This window comes from Streptomyces diastatochromogenes (assembly GCF_002242805.1).
Classification (GTDB): domain Bacteria; phylum Actinomycetota; class Actinomycetes; order Streptomycetales; family Streptomycetaceae; genus Streptomyces; species Streptomyces diastatochromogenes.
Window position 1 is genome coordinate 147,779 of the sequence record NZ_MCGQ01000014.1, and the last position, 24,383, is coordinate 172,161.

General features: G+C 71.4%; 26 protein-coding genes and 1 tRNA gene. 14 read left to right on the plus strand and 13 right to left on the minus strand.

Features of this window, described 5'->3' with window-relative positions:
* Positions 1-213 precede the first annotated feature (213 nt).
* Positions 214-999, minus strand: coding sequence for a GntR family transcriptional regulator (locus tag BEK98_RS17990; RefSeq protein WP_094217571.1), 786 nt, complete (start codon positions 997-999; stop codon positions 214-216).
* A gap of 34 nt (positions 1,000-1,033) precedes the next feature.
* On the minus strand, positions 1,034-2,926 hold the full coding sequence (gene iolD, locus BEK98_RS17995) for a 3D-(3,5/4)-trihydroxycyclohexane-1,2-dione acylhydrolase (decyclizing) (protein WP_094217572.1): 1,893 nt from the start codon (positions 2,924-2,926) through the stop codon (positions 1,034-1,036).
* Between the two features lie 174 nt (positions 2,927-3,100).
* Here iolD and BEK98_RS18000 point away from each other — a divergent pair, with 174 nt between their 5' ends.
* From BEK98_RS18000 to BEK98_RS18020, 5 genes are all read left to right on the plus strand, one after another.
* Positions 3,101-4,120: a sugar ABC transporter substrate-binding protein gene (locus tag BEK98_RS18000; protein WP_094217573.1), complete on the plus strand. Its 1,020-nt coding sequence runs from the start codon at positions 3,101-3,103 to the stop codon at positions 4,118-4,120.
* Entirely contained in the window at positions 4,120-5,196 is a 1,077-nt protein-coding gene (locus tag BEK98_RS18005) for an ABC transporter permease (RefSeq protein ID WP_094217574.1), read from the plus strand. The genes BEK98_RS18000 and BEK98_RS18005 overlap by 1 nt, the downstream gene beginning before the upstream one ends.
* Positions 5,197-5,202: 6 nt before the next feature.
* Positions 5,203-6,114 (plus strand): ATP-binding cassette domain-containing protein, encoded by a 912-nt coding sequence (locus BEK98_RS18010; protein ID WP_094217575.1) that lies wholly within the window; start codon positions 5,203-5,205, stop codon positions 6,112-6,114.
* A gap of 1 nt (position 6,115) precedes the next feature.
* A complete protein-coding gene (locus BEK98_RS18015; protein WP_094217576.1) occupies positions 6,116-7,024 on the plus strand; it encodes a sugar phosphate isomerase/epimerase family protein in 909 nt (302 codons plus the stop codon).
* Between the two features lie 97 nt (positions 7,025-7,121).
* Positions 7,122-7,313 carry a hypothetical protein gene (locus BEK98_RS18020; protein WP_094217577.1) on the plus strand — a complete coding sequence of 64 codons (192 nt, stop codon included), beginning with the start codon at positions 7,122-7,124 and terminating at the stop codon, positions 7,311-7,313.
* Positions 7,314-7,391: 78 nt separating this feature from the next.
* Here the strand turns inward: BEK98_RS18020 and BEK98_RS18025 are convergent, their stop codons facing one another.
* From BEK98_RS18025 to BEK98_RS18035, 3 genes are read right to left on the minus strand one after another with little or no spacing between them, the layout of a single operon-like run.
* Entirely contained in the window at positions 7,392-8,396 is a 1,005-nt protein-coding gene (locus tag BEK98_RS18025) for a Gfo/Idh/MocA family protein (RefSeq protein ID WP_094217578.1), read from the minus strand.
* 59 nt (positions 8,397-8,455) lie between these two features.
* Positions 8,456-9,232, minus strand: a complete 777-nt coding sequence (locus BEK98_RS18030; RefSeq protein ID WP_094217579.1) for an SDR family oxidoreductase — start codon at positions 9,230-9,232, stop codon at positions 8,456-8,458.
* Between the two features lie 37 nt (positions 9,233-9,269).
* A complete protein-coding gene (locus BEK98_RS18035; protein ID WP_094217580.1) occupies positions 9,270-10,433 on the minus strand; it encodes a phytanoyl-CoA dioxygenase family protein in 1,164 nt (387 codons plus the stop codon).
* A 110-nt stretch (positions 10,434-10,543) separates the two neighbouring features.
* Here BEK98_RS18035 and BEK98_RS18040 point away from each other — a divergent pair, with 110 nt between their 5' ends.
* Positions 10,544-11,575 carry a LacI family DNA-binding transcriptional regulator gene (locus BEK98_RS18040; RefSeq protein ID WP_094217581.1) on the plus strand — a complete coding sequence of 344 codons (1,032 nt, stop codon included), beginning with the start codon at positions 10,544-10,546 and terminating at the stop codon, positions 11,573-11,575.
* A 26-nt stretch (positions 11,576-11,601) separates the two neighbouring features.
* Here the strand turns inward: BEK98_RS18040 and BEK98_RS18045 are convergent, their stop codons facing one another.
* Positions 11,602-11,946, minus strand: coding sequence for a cupin domain-containing protein (locus tag BEK98_RS18045; protein ID WP_094217582.1), 345 nt, complete (start codon positions 11,944-11,946; stop codon positions 11,602-11,604).
* 143 nt (positions 11,947-12,089) lie between these two features.
* On the opposite strand from BEK98_RS18045, the gene BEK98_RS18050 reads away from it, so the two are divergent.
* Positions 12,090-12,605 (plus strand): hypothetical protein, encoded by a 516-nt coding sequence (locus tag BEK98_RS18050; RefSeq protein ID WP_094217583.1) that lies wholly within the window; start codon positions 12,090-12,092, stop codon positions 12,603-12,605.
* A 100-nt stretch (positions 12,606-12,705) separates the two neighbouring features.
* Positions 12,706-13,914 carry a serine hydrolase domain-containing protein gene (locus tag BEK98_RS18055; protein ID WP_094217584.1) on the plus strand — a complete coding sequence of 403 codons (1,209 nt, stop codon included), beginning with the start codon at positions 12,706-12,708 and terminating at the stop codon, positions 13,912-13,914.
* Between the two features lie 2 nt (positions 13,915-13,916).
* Here BEK98_RS18055 and BEK98_RS18060 read toward each other — a convergent pair whose 3' ends face one another.
* The gene (locus BEK98_RS18060) at positions 13,917-14,495 is read right to left on the minus strand and encodes a TetR/AcrR family transcriptional regulator (RefSeq protein ID WP_094217585.1); all 579 of its coding nucleotides are present in this window, start codon (positions 14,493-14,495) and stop codon (positions 13,917-13,919) included.
* A gap of 241 nt (positions 14,496-14,736) precedes the next feature.
* Between BEK98_RS18060 and BEK98_RS18065 the strand changes: the two genes are divergently transcribed.
* Together BEK98_RS18065 and BEK98_RS18070 are read left to right on the plus strand one after the other, a co-directional pair.
* The gene (locus BEK98_RS18065; RefSeq protein ID WP_094217586.1) at positions 14,737-16,164 is read left to right on the plus strand and encodes an MFS transporter; all 1,428 of its coding nucleotides are present in this window, start codon (positions 14,737-14,739) and stop codon (positions 16,162-16,164) included.
* Positions 16,165-16,209: 45 nt separating this feature from the next.
* Positions 16,210-16,283 (plus strand) — tRNA-Pro (locus BEK98_RS18070).
* 31 nt (positions 16,284-16,314) lie between these two features.
* Here BEK98_RS18070 and BEK98_RS18075 read toward each other — a convergent pair.
* Positions 16,315-16,875: a nucleoside-triphosphatase gene (locus tag BEK98_RS18075; protein ID WP_094217587.1), complete on the minus strand. Its 561-nt coding sequence runs from the start codon at positions 16,873-16,875 to the stop codon at positions 16,315-16,317.
* 168 nt (positions 16,876-17,043) lie between these two features.
* Between BEK98_RS18075 and BEK98_RS18080 the strand changes: the two genes are divergently transcribed.
* From BEK98_RS18080 to BEK98_RS18095, 4 genes are all read left to right on the plus strand, one after another.
* Entirely contained in the window at positions 17,044-17,661 is a 618-nt protein-coding gene (locus tag BEK98_RS18080; protein ID WP_244201887.1) for a TetR/AcrR family transcriptional regulator, read from the plus strand.
* Positions 17,662-17,684: 23 nt separating this feature from the next.
* Positions 17,685-18,356, plus strand: coding sequence for an enoyl-CoA hydratase-related protein (locus BEK98_RS18085; protein ID WP_094217589.1), 672 nt, complete (start codon positions 17,685-17,687; stop codon positions 18,354-18,356).
* A gap of 78 nt (positions 18,357-18,434) precedes the next feature.
* Positions 18,435-18,893: a PaaI family thioesterase gene (locus BEK98_RS18090; protein WP_094217696.1), complete on the plus strand. Its 459-nt coding sequence runs from the start codon at positions 18,435-18,437 to the stop codon at positions 18,891-18,893.
* 187 nt (positions 18,894-19,080) lie between these two features.
* Positions 19,081-19,830 carry an SDR family NAD(P)-dependent oxidoreductase gene (locus BEK98_RS18095; protein WP_094217590.1) on the plus strand — a complete coding sequence of 250 codons (750 nt, stop codon included), beginning with the start codon at positions 19,081-19,083 and terminating at the stop codon, positions 19,828-19,830.
* 4 nt (positions 19,831-19,834) lie between these two features.
* On the opposite strand, the gene BEK98_RS18100 is transcribed toward BEK98_RS18095, so the two are convergent.
* From BEK98_RS18100 to BEK98_RS18120, 5 genes are all read right to left on the minus strand, one after another.
* Positions 19,835-20,569, minus strand: a complete 735-nt coding sequence (locus tag BEK98_RS18100) for a WD40 repeat domain-containing protein (protein ID WP_094217591.1) — start codon at positions 20,567-20,569, stop codon at positions 19,835-19,837.
* A 58-nt stretch (positions 20,570-20,627) separates the two neighbouring features.
* Entirely contained in the window at positions 20,628-21,452 is an 825-nt protein-coding gene (locus BEK98_RS18105; RefSeq protein WP_167444199.1) for a S1 family peptidase, read from the minus strand.
* A 219-nt stretch (positions 21,453-21,671) separates the two neighbouring features.
* Positions 21,672-22,382, minus strand: a complete 711-nt coding sequence (locus BEK98_RS18110; protein ID WP_094217593.1) for a GntR family transcriptional regulator — start codon at positions 22,380-22,382, stop codon at positions 21,672-21,674.
* Between the two features lie 27 nt (positions 22,383-22,409).
* Entirely contained in the window at positions 22,410-23,411 is a 1,002-nt protein-coding gene (locus tag BEK98_RS18115) for a proline racemase family protein (RefSeq protein ID WP_094217594.1), read from the minus strand.
* Between the two features lie 47 nt (positions 23,412-23,458).
* Positions 23,459-24,355, minus strand: coding sequence for a dihydrodipicolinate synthase family protein (locus BEK98_RS18120; protein WP_094217595.1), 897 nt, complete (start codon positions 24,353-24,355; stop codon positions 23,459-23,461).
* Between the last annotated feature and the right edge of the window lie 28 nt (positions 24,356-24,383).

Genomic DNA, 24,383 nt, shown 5'->3' on the forward strand with positions numbered 1-24,383 from the left:
AACTCGACCGAACATCGTGGGCGTAATAACAGCCCCATGTCCGCTCATGCGTCAATAGCTCCGGTCCCACTGGGGTGTCTCTTGCCCGAAACGTAATCGACATCGTTACCTGCAACTTTGTTGAAGGGCAGGCAAAGCGGCCCCCGCGGCAACCGCGGCCGCGGGGGCTGTGTGAACACGAGTGGTTCCGTTTCCTGGTCTGACCAGCGGCGGTCAGGATCTGACCAGGAGCTGGAAGTCGAAGGCGTACCGCGACGCCCGGTAGACATGGCTGCCGTACTCCACCGGCCGCCCGGTGTCGTCGTACGCGGTGCGCTGCATGGTGAGCAGGGCCGCGCCCTCCTTCTCGTCGAGCAGGGCGGCCTCCTCGGCGGTGGCGCTGCGGGCCCCGACGGTCTGGCGGGCGCTGTGCAGGGCGATGCCCGCCGAGCGCAGCATCCGGTACAGGCCCGTCGACTCCAGCCGGTCGGTGTCGAGTTCGAGCAGTGCCGAGGGCAGGTAGTTGCACAGGAACGCCACCGGCTGGCCGTGGGTGCAGCGCAGCCGCTCCAGCACGACGACCTCGGCGCCCTCCGCGATGCCGAGGGCCGCGGCCACGTCGGCGCTCGCCGGGACGCGTTCGTTGCGCAGTACCTGGGTGGTCGGGCCCTGCCCGGCCGATTCCAGGTCGTCGTAGAGGCTGCTCAGCTCCAGGGGCCGTTTGACCTGGCTGTGCACCACCTGGGTGCCGACACCGCGGCGGCGCACCAGCAGCCCCTTGTCCACCAGGGACTGGATGGCCTGGCGGACGGTGGGCCGGGACAGGCCGAGGCGCACGGACAGGTCGACCTCGTTGCCCAGGAGGTTCCCGGGGGCGAGGATCCCGTGTTCGATGGCCGCCTCCAGCTGCTGGGCGAGCTGGTAGTAGAGCGGCACCGGACTCGCGCGGTCCAGGTCGAAGTCCAGGGAGTCGAGTGCGGAGACGGTCACGGGACGAGCGGAGTCACCGGTCCTCGCCACGGGGTACCTCCTTCCAGAGCGCGGACAGGGCGGTTCACAGGTGGTGGCGGCGGCCGGCCACCTGGCGGTCGTAGTCCTCGCGGGCGCGTACGGCCGCCTCGCGGGTCGCGGTCCCGGCGACCGGTACGTCCCACCAGGCCTCGGCCTCGGGGGCGGCAGGCCCTGAGCCCGAGGTGTCCGTCTCCACATACACACACAGGGGGGCGTCGGTGGCGCGCGCGGTGGCCAGGGCCTCGCGCAGCTCCCGTACGGTCTTGGCGCGCAGGACGTCCATGCCGAGGCTGGCCGCGTTGGCGGCGAGGTCGACGGGCAGCGGGGCGCCGCTGAAGGTGCCGTCGGCCGCGCGGTACCGGTAGGCGGTGCCGAACCGCTCGCCGCCGACCGACTCCGAGAGGCCGCCGATGGAGGCGTACCCGTGGTTCTGGATCAGCACCATCTTGACCGGCAGCCCCTCCTGTACGGCGGTGACGATCTCGGTCGGCATCATCAGGTAGGTGCCGTCGCCGACCAGCGCCCAGACCACCGTGTCCGGGGCCGCCTGCTGCACGCCGATCGCGGCCGGGATCTCGTAGCCCATGCACGAGTAGCCGTACTCCAGGTGGTACTGGCGCCGTGAGCGGGACCGCCACAGCTTGTGCAGGTCGCCGGGGAGCGAGCCCGCCGCATTGATGACCACGTCCTCGTCCCCGACGACCGCGTCCAACGCGCCGAGCACCTGCGTCTGGGTGGGTACGGCGTCCTCGTCGGCGGCGCCGAAGGCGCTCTCCACGACCTGCTCCCAGCGCTCCTTGCCCGCCCGGTACTCGGCCTCGTACGCCGGGTCGACGCGGAAGCCGGCCAGCCCTTCGGCGAGCGCCTCCAGGGCGGCCCGGGCGTCGGCGACCACGGTCCGGGCGGCGAGCTTGTGGGCGTCGAAAGCGGTGATGTTGAGGTTGAGGAAGCGGACCTCGGGGTGCTGGAACAGGGTGCCGGAGGCGGTGGTGAAGTCGGTGTAGCGGGTGCCGACGCCGATGACCAGGTCGGCGCCGCGGGCGAGGTCGTCGGCGACCGCGGTGCCGGTGTGCCCGATGCCGCCGAGGTCGGCCGGGTGGTCGTGGCGCAGGGAGCCCTTGCCCGCCTGGGTGGCGGCGACCGGGATGCCGGTGGCGTCCACCAGGGCCCGCAGCGCGTCCTCGGCGCGGCTGTGGTGGACTCCGCCGCCCACGACGAGAAGCGGCCTGCGGGCGGCCCGGACCGCCCGGACGGCCTCCGCCAGCTCCGCCGGGTCCGGTGCGGGCCGGCGTACGGTCCAGACGCGCTCGGCGAAGAACTCCTCGGGCCAGTCGTACGCCTCGGCCTGCACGTCCTGCGGCAGGGCGAGGGTGACGGCGCCGGTCTCGGCCGGGTCGGCGAGGACGCGCATCGCCTGGAGCGCCGACGGGATCAGCTGCTCGGGGCGGGTGATCCGGTCGAAGTAGCGGGAGACCGGGCGCAGGGTGTCGTTGACGGAGACGTCGAACTGGCCGGGGTGCTCCAGCTGTTGCAGCAGCGGATCGGCCGGGCGGGTGGCGAAGTAGTCGCCGGGCAGGAGCAGTACGGGCAGCCGGTTGATCGTGGCCAGGGCGGCGCCGGTGACCAGGTTGGTCGCGCCCGGGCCGATGGACGTCGTCACGGCCTGCGCCGAGAGGCGGTCGAGCTGGCGGGCGTGTCCGACCGCCGCGTGCACCATCGCCTGCTCGTTGCGGCCCTGGTGGTACGGCATGACATCGCCGTATTCGATCAGCGCCTGGCCGATCCCCGCCACGTTGCCGTGTCCGAAGATGCCCCAGGTACCGGCGATCAGCCGGTGCCGTTCGCCGTCACGTGCGGTGTACTGGGCGGACAGGAACCGCACCAGTGCCTGGGCGACGGTCAGACGGCTCGTCGCTGGGCTCGTCGAGTGGCTCATGCCTCACAGGTGTAGGTGGGAACAGGCGGCACTGTCAATGGTTTGTACTTACATTCTGACTAGCTCGTGAAATGATGTCTTAACAAAGTATTGACAGCGGGCTCTGCAGGGGCTTGTATCCCGTCCCAACGCATCAGCGTCCCTTCCCCCGTCGCACAGTGAGGTGCAGGACAGATGGACCGCTCTTCGCACTCCCGCCCCCGCAGACTGGCCCCCGTTGTCGCCGTGGCCGCTGCGGCAGCCCTGACCCTCGCCGGCTGCTCCAGCAGCTCCGGGGGGAAGAAGGCCGAAGAGGGAGGGTCGGGTGCCTCAGCGGGCAAGGCCAACACCCCTCGGATGACGGTCGCGCTGGTCACCCACCAGTCGCCGGGTGACACCTTCTGGGACATCGTCCGCAAGGGCGCCGAGGCCGCTGCCGCCAAGGACAACATCAAGCTGATCTACTCGGCCGACCCGAACGCCGGCAACCAGGCCAACTACGTGCAGAACGCGATCGACCAGAAGGTCGACGGCATAGCGATCACCCTGGCCAAGCCGGACGCCATGAAGGCCGTGGTCGGCAAGGCGGGCGCGGCGAAGATCCCCGTGGTCGGCCTGAACTCCGGGCTCAGCGACTGGAAGAAGCTCGGTCTGCTGCAGTTCTTCGGGCAGGACGAGACGGTGGCGGGCGAGGCGTTCGGCAAGAAGCTGAACGACGTCGGCGCCAAGAAGGCCGTCTGTGTGATCCAGGAGCAGGGCAACGTCGGCCTCACCCAGCGCTGCGACGGCGTGAAGAAGACGTTCTCCGGCACGACTGAGACGCTGTACGTGAACGGCACCGACATGCCGTCCGTGAAGTCCACGATCACGGCCAAGCTGAAGCAGGACAGCGCCATCGACTACGTGGTCACGCTGGGTGCCCCCTACGCGCTGACCGCCGTGCAGTCGGTGGGCGACGCCGGCAGCAAGGCCAAGGTCGCCACGTTCGACCTGAACAACCAGCTGACCAGCGCCATCAAGAAGGGCGACATCGAGTTCGCGGTGGACCAGCAGCCGTACCTGCAGGGTTACCTCGCGGTCGACTCCCTGTGGCTGTACAAGAACAACGGCAACTACAGCGGTGGTGGCGAGCAGCCGGTGCTGACCGGGCCGGCCTTCGTCGACAAGTCCAACGTCGACCAGATCGCCCAGTTCGCCGCGAAGGGCACTCGGTGATGAGTATGACGCAGCAGGCTGAGCCGGCGGTGGGGACATCGCCGGCGTCCGGCCCCAAGCAGACCGACGGCCGTACCGCCCGGCGCCCGCTGGCGATCCGGCTGCTGGCCCGCCCCGAAGTGGGCGTGTTCCTGGGCGCCGTGGCCGTCCTGATCTTCTTCCTGATCGCCGCGCCCTCGCTCCGTCAGGGCAGCTCGATCGCCACGGTCCTCTACCAGTCCTCGACCATCGGCATCATGGCCCTCCCGGTCGCCCTGCTGATGATCGGCGGCGAGTTCGACCTGTCCTCCGGCGTCGCCGTGATCAGCTCCGCGCTCGTCGCGAGCATGATCAGCTACCAGCTGACCATGAACGTCTGGGTCGGCGTGATCGTCGCGCTGTTCGCCTCGCTCGCCGTCGGCGCCTTCAACGGCTGGATGGTCGTCAAGACCGGGTTGCCCAGCTTCCTGGTCACCCTGGGCACCTTCCTGATCCTCCAGGGCGCCAACCTGGCCGTGACCAAGCTGGTCACCGGCAACGTCGCCACCGACGACATCAGCAACATGGACGGCTTTGACCAGGCCAAGAAGATCTTCGCGTCCTCCGTCGACATCGGCGGCGTCGAGGTGAAGATCACGGTCTTCTACTGGCTGGCCTTCGCGGCCCTGGCCACCTGGGTCCTGCTGCGCACCAAGTACGGCAACTGGATCTTCGCCGTCGGCGGCAACAAGGAGAGCGCCCGCGCCGTCGGTGTCCCGGTGAACTTCACCAAGATCACCCTGTTCATGCTGGTCGGCTTCGGCGCCTGGTTCATCGGCATGCACAACCTCTTCTCGTTCAACACCGTGCAGTCCGGCGAGGGCGTCGGTCAGGAGCTGATCTACATCGCCGCGGCGGTCATCGGTGGCTGTCTGCTCACCGGCGGTTCCGGCTCCGCGATCGGCCCGGTCTTCGGCGCGTTCATGTTCGGCATGGTCAACCAGGGCATCGTCTTCGCGGGCTGGAACCCCGACTGGTTCAAGGCCTTCCTCGGCGTGATGCTGCTCGGCGCCGTCCTGATCAATCTGTGGGTCCAGCGCACGGCGACCCGGAGGTAAGACCCGATGACCAACAACGAATCCGGAACCCACGGCGCCGTCCTCCAGGACACCGCCCCCGCCAAGGACGGCCCCATCGTCGAACTGCGCGGCGCGGGCAAGTCCTACGGCAACATCCGCGCCCTGCACGGGGTGAGTCTGCAGGTGCACCCCGGCAAGGTCACCTGCGTCCTCGGTGACAACGGCGCCGGCAAGTCCACTCTCATCAAGATCATCTCGGGGTTGCACCAGCACACCGAGGGCGACTTCCTCGTCGACGGCACCCCGGTGCGCTTCAGCACCCCGCGCGAGGCCCTCGACAAGGGCATCGCCACCGTCTACCAGGACCTCGCCACCGTCCCCCTCATGCCCGTGTGGCGGAACTTCTTCCTCGGCTCCGAGAAGACGAAGGGCCCCTGGCCCGTCCGCCGCCTCGACATCGACACGATGAAGAAGACCGCCGACCAGGAACTGCGCAACATGGGCATCGTCCTGGACGACCTGGAACAGCCCATCGGCACGCTGTCCGGCGGCCAGCGCCAGTGCGTGGCCATCGCCCGCGCCGTCTACTTCGGCGCCCGCGTCCTCATCCTGGACGAGCCGACCGCCGCCCTCGGCGTCAAGCAGTCCGGTGTGGTGCTGAAGTACATCGCCGCCGCCCGCGACCGCGGCCTCGGCGTCATCTTCATCACCCACAACCCCCACCACGCCTACATGGTCGGCGACCACTTCAGCGTCCTGCGCCTGGGCACCCTCGAACTCTCCGCCGACCGCAGCGAGGTCAGCCTCGAAGAGCTGACCAACCACATGGCCGGCGGCGCCGAACTCGCGGCCCTCAAGCACGAACTGGCCCAGGTCCGCGGCGTCGACACCGAGGAACTCCCCGAGGAGGAAGACCTCACCGCACCCGTGGCGACCCCCTCGGAAGGAACCACCTGACATGGCGAACCCGACTCCGCTCGACCGAATCCGGGTCGGCTCGGCCCCCGACTCCTGGGGCGTGTGGTTCCCGGACGACCCGCAGCAGGTCCCCTGGGAACGCTTCCTCGACGAGGTGACCGAGGCCGGCTACGACTGGATCGAACTGGGCCCGTACGGCTACCTGCCCACCGACCCGGCCCGGCTCACGGACGAGTTGGGTCGGCGGAGCCTGAAGGTGTCGGCCGGTACGGTCTTCACCGGCATGCACCGCGGCCCGTCCGTCTGGGAGGAGACCTGGGCCCACGTCAGCCAGGTGGCCGCCCTCACCCAGGCGATGGGCGCGCGGCACCTGGTCGTCATCCCCTCCTTCTGGCGGGACGACAAGACCGCCGCGATCCTGGAGCCGCCGGAGCTGACGGCCGAGCAGTGGGCGCACCTGACCAAGGGCATGGAACGGCTCGGCCACGAGGTGAAGGAGACGTACGGCCTCGAACTCGTCGTGCACCCGCACGCCGACACGCACATCGACACCGAGGCGCATGTCGAGCGGTTCCTCGACTCGACCGACACCGAGCTGGTCAACCTCTGCCTGGACACGGGGCACTACGCCTACTGCGGCGGCGACAGCGTCAAGCTGATCGAGACGTACGGCGAGCGCATCGGTTACCTGCACCTCAAGCAGGTGGACCCGGCGATCCTCGCCGAGGTCGTGGCGAACGAGGTGCCGTTCGGGCCCGCGGTGCAGCGGGGCGTGATGTGCGAACCGCCGTCCGGGGTCCCCGCGTTGGGCCCGGTGCTGGAGGCGGCGCAGCGGCTCGGTGTGGAACTGTTCGCGATCGTCGAACAGGACATGTACCCGTGCGAGCCGGACAAGCCGCTGCCGATCGCGGTGCGGACGCGCAAGTTCCTGAGGTCCTGCGGGGCCTGAGGGGTTCGGCGCGGCGCGGGCCGGGAACGAACGGGGGCGTGCGGGCGTTCTGACCGACAACGGGGGAACGCCCGCGAGCACGGGAGGACGGGACGACATGGCACACCGCACGGAACTCCACGAGACATCCCAGCAGGCCGCCGAGCCGGCCGACACCCCCGCCCGCTTCAGCCGCCTGCCCGAGCGGATACGCCCCGAGGACATGGTGGAAACGAAGCCGGCGACCCTGCCGGACCCGGCGCGTGACCGGTACAGCGCGGACGAGTGGCTGGTCCGTTACTGCCTCTGAGTCGCCCCGACGGGAACCGCAACCGTGAACGCGCCGCCCTCGACGAGGGCGGCGCGTTCCGGTCTTGACCGTCGGCGGTCAGGCCCCCCGCACCTCCGCAATCGTCACCGGACGGTGCTCGTGCAGCGACAGGGTGCAGGCATCGGCGATCCAGCCCGCCTCCAGGGCGTCCTCGACGGTGCAGGGGGAGGGGCGGGTGCCGGCCACGACCTCGGTGAACGCGGTGAGTTCGGCGCGGTAGGCCGCGGTGAAGCGGTCCATGAAGAAGTCGTGCGGGGTGCCGGACGGGAAGGTCACACCGGGCTCGACCGAGCGCAGCGGCAGCTTGTCCTCCAGACCGACGGCGATGGAGTCCTCGAAGCCGTGCAGCTCCATGCGGACGTCGTAACCGCGGGCGTTGTGGCGGGAGTTGGAGACCACCGCGATCGTGCCGTCGTCCAGGGTGAGGATCGCGCCGGTGGTGTCGGCGTCGCCCGCCTCCTTGATGTAGTCGGCGCCCCGGTTGCCGCCCACCGCGTACACCTCGGTGACCTCGCGGCCGGTCACCCAGCGGATGATGTCGAAGTCGTGGACCGAGCAGTCGCGGAAGATACCGCCGGAGGCGGCGATGTAGGCGGCCGGCGGCGGCGCCGGGTCCAGGGTCGTCGAGCGGACCGTGTGCAGCTTGCCCAGCTCGCCCGCCTGCACCGCGGCCCGTGCGGCGACGAAGCCCGCGTCGAAGCGGCGGTTGTAGCCGATCTGGATCGGCACGTCGCTGCCCTGTACGGCCTTGAGGACCTCGACGCCCTCCGCCATGGTGCGGGCCACCGGCTTCTCGCAGAAGACGGGGACGCCCGCCTCGACGCCCGCCCGGATCAGCGCCGGGTGGGCGTCGGTCGCGGCCGCCACGACGATGCCGTCCACGCCGGCGGCCAGCAGTGCCTCGGGGGAGTCGGCGACCTCGGCCCCGAACCGCTCGGCAGCGGTCTTGGCCGCGTCCGCGAACGGGTCGGTGACGACGAGGGACTCGACGACGTCGAGCCCGGAGAGGGTTTCGGCGTGGAAGGCGCCGATACGGCCGAGGCCGAGGATTCCGATACGCATGGGGGTGCGGCTCCTAGAGTGCGATGGTGCTGACGGAGAGAGGGCTGAAGGAGAGAGGGCTAGTCGAGGCCGCCGAGCACGGTCTGGTCCCAGTCGATCACCGAACCGGTGACCACTCCGGACCGGTCGGAGAGCAGGAGGACCACGAAGTCGGCGATTTCGTCCGGCTGGCCGAGCTTGCCCATGGGCAGCCTGGCGGCGGCCTGCTCCCGCCAGTCGTCGCCCGCGCCGTGGAAGGCGCGCTGGACGGCGTCCTCGCCCTCCGTCGCGGTCCAGCCGATGTTCAGGCCGTTGATCCGGATCCGGTCCCAGCGATGGGCGTGCGCGGCGTTGCGGGTCAGGCCCATGAGGCCGGCTTTGGCGGCGACGTACGGCGCGAGGAACGGCTGCCCGCCGTGCGCCGCCGTGGTGATGATGTTGACGATCGTGCCGGGCGCCTTGCGCGCCACCATGTCGGCCACCGCCGCCTGCATCGCGAAGAACGGCCCCTTGAGGTTGACCGCGATGTGCGCGTCGAACAGCTCGGGTGTCGTGTCGAGCAGGGTGCCGCGTGAGGTCAGGCCCGCCGCGTTGACCAGGCAGTCGATCCGGCCGTAGGCGTCGACCACCTCGGCCACCGAGGCCTTGGCCTGCTCGGCGTCCGACAGGTCGGCCTGGACGTACATCGCTCTGCCGCCGGCCGCGGACAACTCAGTCACCAGGGCCTCGCCCGGTTCGGGGCGGCGGCCGGTCACGGCCACCGTGGCGCCCTCGCGCACGGCGGCCCGCGCGATGGCGGCGCCGACGCCCTGACTGCCGCCGTTGACGAGGACGATCTTGTCGTCGAGAAGTCCCATGAGTTCCTTGCTCTTTCAGCTCTTGCGCGGCTCTCGCTCAGCTCTCGCGCCGCTCGGCGCCGGCCCGCAGCTCGTCCCGCAGCTGCCGTGGGGTCCATTCCTCGCGCACCGCCCGCCGTACGACCTCCGCCTGCGAGGGCGGGGCCAGACCGTCGACCGGCGGGTCGTCGTCCAGGTTGGTCGGGAACGGATAGCCCTCGGCGCTCGCGGCGATCACATGGTCGAGCCATTCCTGGCCCGCGCCTTCGGCCTTGCGCTTCAGCAGCACCGGGAAGACCGCGTTCACCACGGCCTCCCGGTCCACCGTCTCCATCGCGCGCCCGAAGGCCGAGGACACCTGGAGGAGGTTGGCCATGCGCCGGATGCCGGCCGAGCGGTTGTGCCCGGCGGCGTGGAAGAGCGCCGGGTTGAAGAAGGCCGCGTCACCCTTGGCGAGCGGGAGCTGGACGTGGTGTGCCTCGAAACAGGCCTGGAACTCGGGGAGTCGCCAGGCCAGGTACCCGGGCTCGTACTGCTGCGAGTACGGCAGGTACAGCGTGGGCCCGGACTCGGCCGGCATGTCGCAGTGGGCGACCGCGCCCTGCAGGGTGAGCACGGGGGAGAGGCGGTGGACGTGCGCGGGGTAGGCGGCGGCGACCTCGTTGGAGAGGAAGCCGAGGTGGTAGTCCCGGTGCGCGGTCTGGGCCGCGCCGCCCGGGTTGACCACGTTGATCTGCGAGGTGACCTGGTAGCCGGGGCCGAGCCAGGCCGCCGAGACCAGGGCCAGGATGTCGTTGGCGTAGTAGTCGGCGAACGCCTCCGCGTCGTACAGGGCCGCCTTCTCGAGGGCGTTCCACACCCGGTCGTTGGCGCCCGGCTTGGCGAAGTGGTCCCCGGCGGCGGCGCCCGAGGCGCGCTGCTCGGCGATCAGGGCGTCGAACACGTCCGTCGCCCGGTCGACGACCGCCGGGTCGGGGAAGGCGCCCTTGAAGACCGCGATGCCGGGCCCGTCGGTGAGCGCCCGGACCAGCTCGGCCCGCACGTCCCGGCGGTCACCGGCGCGCAGCCGCTCGCTGTCGTAGACGAGGACGTCGCTCTGCACCGACGAGGCGTACGGGTAGTCGGCGAGATCGGTGGTCCGTGCGACCAGGGCGCGGAAGGCGTCGAGGTCGCAGTCCTGCTCGGCCAGCCAGGCCCGGCCTTGCGCGGCGGTGAGGGACATCGTCGTCCTTCTTTCGTTCCCGGGGGCGACGTGGTGCTGTCATTCTTGTCAGTACAAACCCCTCGAACAACCAGCACCGAGCCATCAAAAACCCCTCAAGGAGCCGAAGCGTGGGCCACCCCTTCCCGATCCGCGAGATCGCCCGTCAGGCCGGCCTGAGCGAGGCCACCGTGGACCGTGTGCTCAACGACCGGGGAGGAGTGCGGGCCAGCACCGTGCAGGAGGTGCACCGGGCCATCGCCGACCTGGACCGGCAGCGCACCCAGGTCCGGCTCGTCGGCCGCACCTTCATGGTCGACATCGTGATCCAGGCGCCGGAGCGGTTCACCACGGCCGTGCGGGCCGCCCTGGAGGCCGAACTGCCCTCCCTGCACCCGGCGGTGCTGCGCTCCCGCTTCCACTTCCGGGAGACCGCAGCGGTGGGAGAGCTGGTCAGGATCCTGGACCGGATAGCCCGGCGCGGCTCCCAGGGGGTCATCCTCAAGGCCCCGGACGTCCCCGAGGTCACGGCGGCCGTCGGCCGGCTCACCGCGGCCGGCATACCGGTCGTCACCCTGGTGACCGACCTGCCCGCGAGCGGCCGGCTCGCCTACGTGGGCATCGACAACCGGGCGGCCGGCGCCACCGCCGCCTACCTCATGGGCCAGTGGCTCGGCGACCGCCCCGGCCACGTCCTCACTAGCCTGAGCAGCGGCTTCTTCCGCAACGAGGAGGAGCGCGAGATGGGCTTCCGCGGCACCATGCGCGCCCGGCACCCCGACCGCACGCTCGTCGAGCTGACCGAGGGGCAGGGCCTGGACGCCACGCAGTACGACCTGGTCCGGGCCGCCCTGGAGCGCGACCCGGACATCCGCGCCGTCTACTCGATCGGCGGGGGCAACATCGCGACGCTGCGGGCCTTCGACGACCTGGGCCGCGAGTGCGCCGTGTTCGTCGCGCACGACCTCGACCACGACAACACCCGGCTGCTGCGCGAGCACCGCCTGTCCGCCGTGCTCCACCACGACCTGCGCCAGGACATGCGCGAGGCCTGCCACCTCGTCATGCGCGCCCACGGCGCCCTGCCCGCGGCGGGCCCCACCCTGCCGTCCGCGATCCAGGTGGTCACGCCCTACAACATGCCCACGACGTCGGCAGGTTGACCGTACGGCTGCTCAGCCGCCCGGGCTCACAGGTTGATCGCGTACGCCTTGCGCAGCGTCTCGTGCACGGTCCACGTCGTACGGTCGCCCGCGCGCAGCACGGCCATGTCGCCGGGCCCCACCTCCAGCGTCGGCCCGCCCTCGACCTCGATCGTCGCCGACCCGCTGACCACCACGAACAGCTCGTCCGCCTCGGTGTCGGTGACCACGCCCGGGGTGATCTGCCAGATCCCGCGGATCTGCCGGCCGTCCGCCGACTCCCAGACCACCTTCCCGGTCACCTCAGGGCTCCCGGAGACGATCTGCTCCGGGTCGAGGGGCTCGGGTTCGAGGTCGGCGTCGGGGATGTGGAGAGCGAAGCTGTGCGTCATGGGGCGACCCTAACCAGCCCGCGCGCCGTCCGGCCGTCGACAGTGTGTGCGGCATCGGGCCTGGTGGGAGGACACTTCGTCGGGCCCGGCGGCCCGGCCGTGCGAACTGGCGGCGGCGCGGGGCGCGCGTGATCGTGGGGAGCATGGCTGACTCCACGGCGGCCGCCGCCGCACCGCACCGGCAGCACGACACGCGCGAGGCCGTCCTGTTCGGCGGGGTCTACGGCGCCGTCCTGGCCAGCTCCATGGTCGCCGCGCTCACCCAGTACGGCCACAGCTCCGCCGCCAGCCGCCGCTACGACGCCCTCTGGCTGCTGGTCACCGCGTGCGCCTCCGCCCTGGCCCACGGCTACGCCCACTACATCGCCGAACGTGCCCCGCACCACCGCTGGGACGTCCTGCGCACCCTCGTCGACGAGTGGCCGCTGGTCACGGCCGTCCTGCCGACGGTGTTCCTGCTCGCGGGCGCGGGCTGGGGCTGGTGGCCGCCGAACGGCGTCGAGTACCCGGTGTTCGCCCTGAACATCGCGATCCTCTTCGCCCTGGGCCTGGTCACCGCCCGCTGGTCGGCGCGCAGTTGGCCGGCCGCCGTCCTCATCGGACTGGTGGACTCGGTGCTCGGGGTGGTCGTGGTGGTGGCCAACGCGGTCATCAAGTAGCCGAGTCGGGTGCTGTCGGGCATCCGGCCCGGCCTCGTACGGGAACGCGCGTGCACCCCCTCGTGCTGCGGGCGGGACGCGACGGGGGCACCCTGGAGGCATGCGGGTGCGCTCCTACCGGGCCCGTACGGCCGCTCTGTGTGCCGCCGCGCTGCTCGCCGCGACACTGCAGAGCACGACGGCCGCGGCCGTCCCGCCCCGGGACAACGGCTGTGCGAGCACCGGGGGCAAGCCCACCGGCCAGGCCCGCCAGGTCCTCGACATCGTGCGCAAGGCGCGCAGCGACCTCGACCTGAAGGCCGCGCTGGTCAGGGTCACGCAGGACGGGCGGGACGTGGCCACCTTCGCGGACGGCGAGTCGATGAGCGGCGTGCCGGCCACCCCGGCGATGCACTTCCGGTCGGGCTCGGTCGCCATCGCCTTCATGGGCACGGCGCTGCTCCGGCTCGTCGACGAGCACCGGGTGAGCCTGGACGACCCCGTCTCCCGCTGGCTGCCCGACCTGCCGCACGGCGACAGGATCACCCTGCGGATGCTCGGCGACTCGACCTCGGGCCTGCACGACTACGTCACCGACCCGGCCTTCGTGAAGCAGCTCTACGCGGACCCGTTCCAGCACTGGACGCCGCAGGAACTGGTCGGCTTCTCCCTCGCCCACCCCCTCTGGTACGACCCCGGCACCGGCTGGAGTTACTCGCACGCCAACTTCGTACTGCTGGGCCGCGCCCTGGCGGAGATCACCGGAACGCCGCTGGACAAGCTGCTGACGCAGCTCGTCATGGATCCCCTGGGGCTCGGTGAGACCCGCAACGGCTTCACGCCCGAGATCCCGGCGCCCGTCCTGCACGCGTACGACGACGAACGCGGCCCCTACGAGGACGCCACCTACTGGGACCCCTCCTGGACCACCGCGCCCGGCGCCGTGCAGACCACCGACATCTGCGACCTGGCCCGCTCCGCCCAGGGCATCGGCTCGGGCCAACTGCTCACCCGCAGCTCCCGCCAGGTGCAGCTGAACCCCGGCACGGTCGGCCTCGGCGCGCCGACCTCGACCTGCCCCGCCACCGTGTGCTTCAAGCAGACCGAGGACTTCCACTACGGGGTGGGCGTCGTCGTCAAGAACGGCTGGGTCCTGCAGAATCCGTCGTTCGCCGGCTTCGCGGCCGTACAGGCCTATCTGCCGGCGAGCCGGCTGGCCATCGCCGTGTCCACGACGGTCGGCAAGAAGGCCCCCGAGGGCAACACGGCCCAGACCATCACCGAGCGCATCGCGGCGGCCCTCGCCCCGGACCACCCGCTGACCGGCTGACCTCAGCGGCCGGTGCGCACTCCGTCCAGCGCGATCGCGAGCACCCGATCGCGCTGGGCGTCGTCCTCGAACGCCGTCGCCGTGATGCCGGCCACCATCCGCAGCAGGTCGCCGAAGTCCATGTCCGCCCGGGCCACGCCCGCCTTCTGGGCGCGCTCCAGCAGCGGGCCGCCGGCCGCGTACATCGACTCGCGGCAGGCGATGAAGATGTCCGACTCGTCGTTCAGGGCCTCACGGATCGCGCGCTTGGTGACCATGTAGCCCGCGAACCCGTCCAGCCAGGTCGTCAGGGCCTCCCACGGTTCCCGGTCCGCCAGCTCTACGGCCGCCCGGCACAGGGCGTTCACCTCGTCCGCGTAGACGGACTCGAAGAGGTCGCGGCGGGTGGGGAAGTTCCGGTACAGGGTGCCGATGCCGACGGCCGCGCGGCGGGCGATGTCCTCCAGGGAGGCCTCCGCGCCGTGCTCGGCGAACGCCTCGCGGGCGGCCGCGAGCAGGGCGTCGTAGTTGCGGGCGGCGTCCTTACGGTGCGGCCGGCGGGTCGCGACGATCTCGCTGACGGGGAACGGCGTGGCCGTCACTGCTGCCTCCCGGAAGGGATTCGGTTGAACCGGAGGTGTGCCTCCGCTACAGTGGAGGGGTACCTCCACTTTAGCAGTGCGGGGGTGGCTTCGCCGTGGACGGACGCGTCCCGGCGCCGGCCCTCCCGCACCCCGGTGAGCACGGGCCCTGCGCATGGCGCACCGCCCGCCCCCCCCGGGAGGCACCCACACTCCACCTCCTCCTCCACCCTCCGCGTTCCGATTCCGGAGAGGCTTCTTCATGCCCCGCAAGTCCACCCGCCTCACCTTCGCGGTCCTCGCGACCGGTGCCGGCGTGTTCGCCATGCTGCAGTCGCTGATCGCGCCCGCCCTGCCGACCGTCCAGCACGCCCTGCACACCTCGCAGTCCACCGCGACCTGGGTGATGACGGCGTACCTGCTGTCCGCCTCGGTCTTCACCCCGATCCTCGGCCGCGCCGGCGACCTCGTCGGCAAGAAGCGCACTCTCGTTGCGGTCCTGGTGACCGTGCTGGCCGGCTGTCTCGTCGCCGCGCTCGCCCCCAACATCGGCGTGCTGATCGTCGCCCGGGTCGTCCAGGGCGTGGGCGGCGCCCTCTTCCCGCTCTCCTTCGGCATCATCCGCGACGAGTTCGCCGCGTCCGAGGTGAGCGGAAGCATCAGCAACCTGTCCGCCGTGATCGCCGCGGGCGGCGGTGTCGGCATGGTGGCCGCCGGGCCCATCGTCTCCGCGCTCGACTACCGCTGGCTGTTCTGGATCCCGGTGGCCATCGTCGCCGCGACCGTCCTGATCGCCCTGCGCTACATCCCCGAGTCACCCAACAAGGCCCAGGGAAAGGTCAGTTGGCTGGGTGCCATGCTGCTCTCCGCCTGGCTGGTGGCCCTCCTGCTGCCGCTGAGCCAGGCCGGGCAGTGGGGTTGGGGATCGGCGAAGGTGCTCGGCCTGTTCGCCGCCGCCGTCCTGTTGTTCGCGCTGTGGCTGACCACCGAGGCCCGCTCCCACAGCCCCCTCATCGACCTGCGCGTGATGCGCCTGCCCGCGGTGTGGACGACCAACGCGGCCGCCCTGCTGTTCGGCGCGGGCATGTACGCGATCTGGTCCTTCCTGCCGGGCTTCGTCCAGACACCGACCGCGGCCGGCTACGGCTTCGGCGCGAGCGTCGCCGAGTCCGGCCTGCTCATGCTGCCGATGCTCGTCGCGATGTTCCTGTCGGGCGTCCTGTCCGGGCGGCTCGAACCCCGCGTCGGCGCCAAGGCGTTGCTCACCGCGGGCGCCGCACTCGGCGCACTGGCCTGCGGCTTCCTGACCCTCTGGCATGAGGGGCAGTGGCAGATCGCTGTCGTCGCGGGCCTCTTCGGCCTCGGCATCGGACTCGCCTTCGCCTCGATGGCCAACCTGATCGTGGGCAGTGTCCCGCCCGAGCAGACCGGCGCGGCCACGGGCATGAACGCCAACATCCGCACCATCGGCGGCTCCATCGGCGCCGCGCTCACCAGCGTCCTGGTCACCGCCCGCCTCCAGCCCTCCGGCCTGCCCTACGCCTCCGGCTACACGCACGGCTGGGGCCTGCTCGCCCTCCTCTGCCTGGCCGCGACCGGCGCCGCCCTCCTCGTCCCGGTCCGCCGCGCCGGCCGTACGACGGACCCCGTTCCGGCGGGGGCGCAACGCGAACCCGTGCGCGTGCGGTAGGGTTGACCTGCGTGATCACGCGGAACACCCCGCGTGAGCCCGCAACGGGACGTGGCGCAGCTTGGTAGCGCACTTGACTGGGGGTCAAGGGGTCGCAGGTTCAAATCCTGTCGTCCCGACTCTGCTTTGCGCAGGTCGAAGGCCGTTCTCTCATGAATGAGAGGGCGGCCTTCCGTGCGTCCGGGGCCCCCGCAGCCGGGCCGCGAGCTGCCCGGGCAGGCCGTCTCGGTTGGCCGGGGTGAGGTGGACGACCTCGATGTCGGCGCGCCGCTTGAGGGCGTCGGTGAACGGATCGCGGTGCGCGTGGACCGTGGCGACGACGTCGATGTCCGCGGCGAACAGCGTGATGACCGCTTCCCGGAACGCCGTGCAGGCCAGTTCCATCCGCCCCAGCTCGTCGATGAGCACCAGTCGCCCGGTCGCCTCCTCGGCTGCTGCCGGCCGTAGCGACGGCAGTGCCAGTCGTTCCATGACGCCCAGGTCGACGCCGTATTTCCCCACCCGCGGCGGACCGGGGAGGTCGACGTGGGCGAGCACGTCCCGCCGGCCTGCCAGGGTCTCCAGGGCGAAACCGACCCGGTTGCCGGACTGCCGGATCTCCTCCGTGGTGAAACCGGTGGCCGCACGGGCGGGCAGCAGCGCGGCCAGCCGGCGGAGGGCGGTCGTCTTGCCCGCGCCGGGGCGGCCCTCCAGCAGGATCCTCGTCGGCATGCCGCCATCTTCATCCCCGCTCCCGAGGGCGGCCGGGTGGTGTCGGCCGAACGGGCGATGCGGCGTGTGGCCCGGAGCCGTCTCGGTGCCTCTTGCATGTTCTATGGCATACAGCATAAGTTACCTATCGGTAGTGTCGGTGAGTGGCCGAGAAGGGCCGGTGAAGGTGTGAGTCCGCGCAAGAGTGACAGCCGGGAGCGGATGGTCCTCGGTGCCGCCGCCCTGCTGGGCGAGTACGGCGTCGGTGCGACCAGCATCGACCGGGTCCTCGCGCACACCGGTGCTCCGCGCGGGTCGGTCTACCACCACTTCCCGGGCGGTCGCGCCCAGTTGATCGACGAGGCGGTGGCGCGGGCCGGCGACTACATCGCGGACCTCATCGACGCCGCGACGCGGGCCGACGACGTGACGGAAGCGATCGACGCGTTCTTCGCCCTGTGGCGGGAACGGCTCGTGCAGAGCGACTTCCGGTCCGGCTGCCCGATCGTGGCGGTGGCCGTGGAGACCAACGACGAGGCTCCGCAACTGGCCCGCTCCGCCGCCGAGGTCTTCGCTCGCTGGCGAGAGGCGCTGGCCGGCGTGTTCCTCCGCAACGGCCTGCCCGAGGGACGGAGCAGGAGGCTGGCCGCCTTCGTCATCGCCGCGGTCGAGGGCGCCGTGATCATGTGCCGGGCCGAACGCGGCACCGCCCCCCTGGACGACGCCGCCGCCGAGATCCACGACCTGCTGGTTCATGCCCTGTCCGACCGGCCCGACCCCGATCCCGGTCACGGCACCCGCTCGTGACCGCCCAACCCGAGGGAGCCGCCATGCCCGCACTCGACCGTCAGGGCGACGTCTTCGTCCTCGACCTCGGAGACGGCGAGAACCGTTTCCACCCCGACTGGCTCGCCGCCGTCGACGCCGCGCTCGACGAGGTGGAGAAGGCGGACGGGCCGCGCGCCCTGGTGACCGCCGCGACGGGCAAGTTCTACTCCAACGGCCTCGACCTGGACTGGCTGTTCGCCCACGCCGACCAGCACCAGGACTACGTCGTCTCCGTGCACGCGCTGTTCGCCCGGCTGCTGTCCCTGCCGGTGGTCACCGTGGCGGCACTGCAGGGGCACACCTTCGCCGCCGGCGCGATGTTCTCGCTGGCCCACGACTTCCGGGTGATGCGCGCCGACCGCGGCTTCTGGTGCCTGCCCGAGGCCGACATCAACATCCCCTTCACGCCCGGCATGTCCGCCCTCATCCAGTCCCGGCTCACCCCGCGGACCGCCCACGAGGCCATGGTCACCGCCCGCCGCTACGGCGGCCACGACGCCCTGGCCGCCGGCATCGTCGACCACACCGCCGACGAGGACGCCGTACGCACGACGGCCGTCGGGATCGCGCAGGCCCAGGCCGCCAAGGCGGGCGACACCCTCGCCACCATCAAGGCCCGCATGTACGCACCGGTCCTCGCCGCCCTGCGCGACACGGCCAACCCCCTGGGCTGACGGCCCCTCCCCTCTGCTCTGGCGATGGCCAGGGACGCCGCACACCAACTCGACCAGCACCACAGCAAGGAGCACCCCGTGTCCACGACCGACCTCACCGCCTTGTCCGGCCTGGAGCTGATGCGCTGGATACAGTCCGTGCGGCCGACCGAAGCCGACATCCCCTCGATCGGCAGGCTGTTGGGCATGCGGTTCGACGAAGTGGAGCACGGCCGTATCGTCATGTCGCTCGACACCCGGCCCGACTTCGCCAACCCCCTCGGCACCGTCCACGGCGGCATCGGGGCCACCCTCCTGGACTCCGTCATGGGATGCGCGGTGCACACCACGCTGCCCGCGGGTGTCGCCTACACGACCCTCGAACTCAAGGTCAACTACATCCGGGCCGCGCACACCGGCGGTCAGAAGCTCGTCGCGGAGGGCAACGTCATCCACGTCGGCCGCCGCACCGCCACGGCGGAGGGCAAGGTCGTGGACGACCAGGGGAAGCTGATCGCCCACGCCACCACGACCTGCCTCATCCTCGGCCGCGACTGAGGACCCAGCTGCCGTGAACAAGGGCTGTCGTCACGTGGTCCTCGGCGTGCCCGACCTCTCGTCTGCGCCGAACGGGCGTTACCGCACCACACCGCCGGCGAACACGCAGTTCAACATCGTCTCCGTGGCACTCTGACCTCGCCAGCCCAACAGCAAGACAGCACGGCACAGCGAGGACGGAAATCCCATGAGGCTTTCGCACAAGGTCGCCGTCGTCACCGGCGCTTCGAAGGGGATCGGCGCCGGCATCGCGCAGGCCCTGGCCGCGGAGGGGGCGAGCGTGGTCGTGAACTACGCCAGCTCGCGGGACGCGGCGCAGAAGGTGGTCGCCGGGATCGTCGAGGACGGCGGTAAGGCGGTCGCCGTACAGGGCGATGTCAGCAAGGCCGACGAGGCCCGGGGGATCGCGGAGGCCGCCGTGCGCGAGTTCGGCGGGCTCGACGTGCTCGTGAACAACTCGGGTGTCTACGAGTTCGCCGACCTGGCCGGCGTCACCGAGGCGAGTTTCCGCCGCGTGTTCGACATCGACGTGCTGGGGCTGATCCTGGTGACGAAGGAGGCCGTGGCCCGGATGAACGACGGTGGCTGCGTCATCAACATCAGCTCGCTGGCGTCGACGCTGAACCTGCCGGGCAGCCTGGTGTACAGCGCCGCCAAGCACGCGGTGGACGGCATCACCTACGTCCTGGCCAAGGAACTCGCCCCGCGCGACATCCGTGTCAACGGGATCAACCCGGGGCTGATCGAGACCGAGGGCTCCCGCGCGGCGGGCTTCGTCGGCGATGCCCGTGGCGAATCGGAGTTTGCGGCCGACGTCGATCTGGGCCGTGCGGGCACCCCGCAGGACATCGCGAGCATCGTGACGTTCCTGGCCAGCGGCGACTCCAACTGGGTCACGGGCCAGTCCATCGTCGCCAACGGCGTGCAGGTCGTATGAGCCGTCACCCCATCAGTTCCGGCCGGCCGGGATTCGACTCGGTCGAGTGCGGCCCCGGCTCCGGGCAGAGCGGCCCTTCCGGTACCTCGACCGGCAGCCCCGAGCGTTGCCCAGCCGTCAGTTCGCGGTAGCCGATGACGGCGCAGAGGGCGTCGCGCCACACGTCGAGGTCCAGGCGGAGCGGGGCGCTGCGGCCGTAGCCGTCGGTGTACAGCAGGGTCCGGCCGTCGTTCGAGACGGCCCGGAAGATGTACGGCTTGTATGTCGGGGGCGTCGGGCCGAGGTCGTAGACGTCCTCCTCCCTGGTTGGGTCCCCGAGCCGGTAGAGATGGATCAGGCCATGGCTGGCCAGCAGGAACGTGTTCTTGGTGGGGAAGCCGAGCGCGAACTGCCCGCTGTCGTCTCCCAGTCCCACGGGCCCGATCACCCTGCCCAGCGGTTCCCGGCGCCACATTTCCACCGCTCCGCCCCTGCGCAGCAGCGCGAAGTACCGGCCGTCCGGGGCGAACCCCACGGTGTTGGTGTCCGTCCCCGTGCGCAGCGTGGCTTGTGTGCGGCCGTCGGCCAGGTCGACCACGCGTACGTCCCGCTTGCCCCACACGGTGACCGCGACCCGGCCCAGCTCGGGGTATCGGGCCACCATCAGGTTCGGTGAACCGTTTTCCCAGGTCGGGTGGGGGGCCTTGGCGTCGTACCGCGCCAGCTGCCGTCCGCCGGCCGTGTCCCAGCGCTGGATCACCGTGCCGGAGACCGTGATCAGACTCCCCGACCGCTCGAAGAAGTAGCTGATGTTCCCCTTAGCCGGACGGGCCGACCAAACAGGTCCACCGCTGACCGGTGACCCGCTCCGCCAGCTCGGCGCTCTCCGCCGCCCGGCCGTGGAAGCGGCCCGCGTCGGCCTCGCGGAAGGCGGCCAGGCCCCGGAACGGCGACGGCGGCAGGGCGAGCGCGCGCAGCCCGGGCTGAGCGGCGACCAACGTGCCGGTCGGGATCAGATAGCCGGCGGGCGGCTCACCCGCCTCGGCCACGGTGATCATGCCGACCACGCCGCCGAGTTCGTCGTCCCACACGGGGCTGCCGCTGAACCCGCCGGTGACCCGGTAACCACCGCTCGCCGCGAGGTCGGCCTGCACCCAGCCGCCGGCCTGCCGGGCGCGCAGCACCCCCGAGTGCCAGGCCCCGCCCGGCCGCCCCACGGGAAACCCGAAGGCGCGCGCGGGATGCCCCCAGGTGTCGCTCGCCTCGACCAGGCGCACCGGCCGCGCCCCCGGTAACGGCGACACCAGCCGCAGGACCGCGATGTCCCCCGCCCCGGAGTCCTGCGCGGGCACCCAGCGCTCGACACGGGCGCTCGCGCGGGGCGGGGACGAGGGGTCCGGCTCGGGCGGAGCCTCGGCCAAGGGCAGGTCGACGACGACCTCCGCGCCGGTGGGCGGCCGCGCGCCGTCCCGCAGACCGAGCGCGGCGGAGACGACATGCGCGCAGGTGAAGGCGAGGTCGTCGGTGACGAGGAAACCGACACCGCGGGGGCCGCCCTGCGCGTCGCTGATCCGCAGCAGGGCCGCCGCCAGCGTGGCGGGTCCCGGTCCCGTGCTGTCCGGCCGGCGCACGGCGGCGGTCACGCCTGCTCCGGCATAGCGGCTGTGGGCTTCTGCGCGATGGCCACACCGACCGTTTCCCTCGCCTGCCCGAAGGCTCCCCCGAGCGGAAGTTCCACCCCACACGTCACGTGCCCGGCCCCCTCCCGGCCACCCGACCGGGAGGCCCCCTGTCCAGGGTGCCCTGTACCGGCGGTCACGACTCCCGCAACGGCACACACCTGCACCACACCTGCACCAAGGTCAGCCCCGGGCCGCCCACAGGCTGCGCACATGCCCGAGGTGCCGGGTCATGACCTCGTGTACGGCCTTCTCGTCGCGCTCCAGCAACGCGTCCAGGAGTTCCAGGTGCTCCTCGGCCGAGGCGAGCAGGCGGCCCGCTTCGAGCAGGGCGGTGAGGCCGTAGAGGCGGGAGCGCCCCCGCAGGTCGGCCACCACCTCGACCAGGTGGGCGTTGCCGGCCAGGGCGAGCAGGCCGAGGTGGAAGCGGGTGTCGGCCTCGACGTAGGCGATCAGGTCGCCCGCGGCCGCGGCGGCGACGATCTCCCGGGCCGCCGGGCGCAACGCCTCCAGGGAGACCCGGTCGGCCGTGCGGGCCAGCTCCACCACCGTGGGGACCTCGATGAGTGCGCGGATCTGGGTGTACTCGTCCAACTGCTTGTCGGAGACGGCGGTGACCCGGAAGCCCTTGTTGGGCACCGTGTCGACCAGGCCCTCCTTGGCCAGGTCCAGCATCGCCTCCCGCACCGGCGTCGCCGAGACGCCGAAGCGGGCCGCGAGCGACGGCGCCGAGTAGACCTCGCCCGGCCGCAGTTCGCCCGCGATCAGCGCGGCCCGCAGCGCGTCGGCGACCCGCTCGCGGAAGCTGCTCCGCCGGCCGCCCAGCCGGGGGAGTACGGGTGCGTCCGCGTCCTGCGGGTTGTGCCTGCCGGTCTGTGCCATGTCACGCATCATCGAAGTCTAGTCGGAGCCTGTCGGAGCCTAGAGGACGAACCCCTCCGGGAACGGGTCGGTCGGGTCGAGCAGGTACTGGGCCGTGCCGGTGATCCAGGCGCGGCCGGTGAAGCTCGGCAGGACGGCGGGGATGCCGGCGACCTCGGTCGTGCCCAGCAGCCGGCCGGTGAACCGGGTGCCGATGAACGACTCGTTCACGAACTCGGTGTGCAACGGCAGTTCGCCCCGCGCGTGCAGTTGCGCCATGCGCGCGCTCGTCCCCGTGCCGCAGGGCGAGCGGTCGAACCAGCCGGGGTGGATGGCCATCGCATGCCGGGAGTGGCGGGCGGTGGCGCCGGGCGCGTAGAGGTGGACGTGGTGGCAGCCGCGGATGGACGGGTCCTCCGGGTGGACCGGCTCCTCCGCGGAGTTGATGGCCTCCATCAGCGCCAGCCCGGCGGCGAGGATGTCGTCCTTGCGGGCCCGGTCGAAGGGCAGGCCGAACTCCTCCAGCGGCAGGATCGCGTAGAAGTTGCCGCCGTAGGCGAGGTCGTACGTCACCGTCCGCCCGTCGGCGAGCACCGCCTTGCGGTCCAGTCCGACACTGAACGACGGCACATTGCGCAACGTGACGTTCGTGGCGGCACCGTCCTCGACGGCGACCTCGGCGACCACCACCCCGGCCGGGGTGTCCAGACGGATGGTGGTCACCGGTTCCACGACCTCCACCATGCCGGTCTCGACCAGCACGGTCGCCACGCCGATCGTGCCGTGCCCGCACATCGGCAGATAGCCCGAGACCTCGATGTAGATCACACCCCAGTCGCAGTCGGGGCGGCTCGGCGGCTGCAGGATCGCGCCGCTCATCGCGGAGTGCCCGCGCGGCTCGTTCATCAGCAACTGCTTGATGTGGTCGCGGTGTTCACGGAAGTACAGGCGCCGCTCGTTCATCGTCGCACCGGGTACGGTGCCGATCCCGCCGGTGATCACCCGGGTCGGCATGCCCTCGGTGTGCGAGTCGACGGCGTGCAGGACGAGTTTGCTGCGCATCTCCGGTTTCCTTCCCGTGGTCCGTCACGTTTCCGTCCCGCCGTCCGTCACGCGAGCCCCGAGGCCACGGCCTTTTCCGTGGCCGCACGCACCGCTGCCTCCTGCTCGGGCAGCAGCGGGACACGCGGGGGGCGCACCGGGCCGCCGTAGCGGCCGACCACGTCCATGGACAGCTTGATGGCCTGGACGAACTCCACCCGCGAGTCCCAGCGCAGCAGCGGGTGCAGCTGCCGGTACAGGGGGAGCGCGGTGGCCAGGTCCCCGGCCACGGCGGCACGGTACAGCTCGGCCGAGGCCCGGGGGAGTGCGTTGGGGTAGCCGGCCACCCAGCCCTTGGCGCCGGCCACGGCCAGCTCCAGCAGGACGTCGTCGGCGCCGATCAACAGGTCGAGTTCCGGGGCGAGTTCGGCGATCCGGTAGGCCCGGCGGACGTCGCCGGAGAACTCCTTGACGCCGTGGATGTGGCCCTCGCCGTGCAGCCGGGCGAGGAGTTCGGGCACGAGGTCGACCTTGGTGTCGATCGGGTTGTTGTACGCCACCAGAGGGACGCCCGCCTTGGCGACCTCCGCGTAGTGGGCGAGCACGGACCGTTCGTCGGCGCGGTAGGCGTTGGGCGGCAGCAGCATCACGGACGCGCAGCCGGCCTCGGCCGCCTGCTCGGCCCAGCGCCGCGCCTCGGCGGAGCCGTACGCGGCGACGCCCGGCATCACCCGCGCACCGCCGATCGCGGCCACGGCCGTCTCCACCACCTTGGCCCGCTCCTCGGGCGTGAGCACCTGGTACTCGCCGAGGGAGCCGTTCGGTACGACGCCGTCGCAGCAGTTGTCGACCAGCCAGGCGCAGTGCTCGGCGTACCGGTCGTAGTCGACGGAGAGGTCGGCGCGCAGCGGGAGCGCGGTGGCGACGAGGACACCGCGCCAGGGGCGGTTCTCCGGGAGGGTCATGAGCGGTCCCCAATCCAATAGGGTGTGA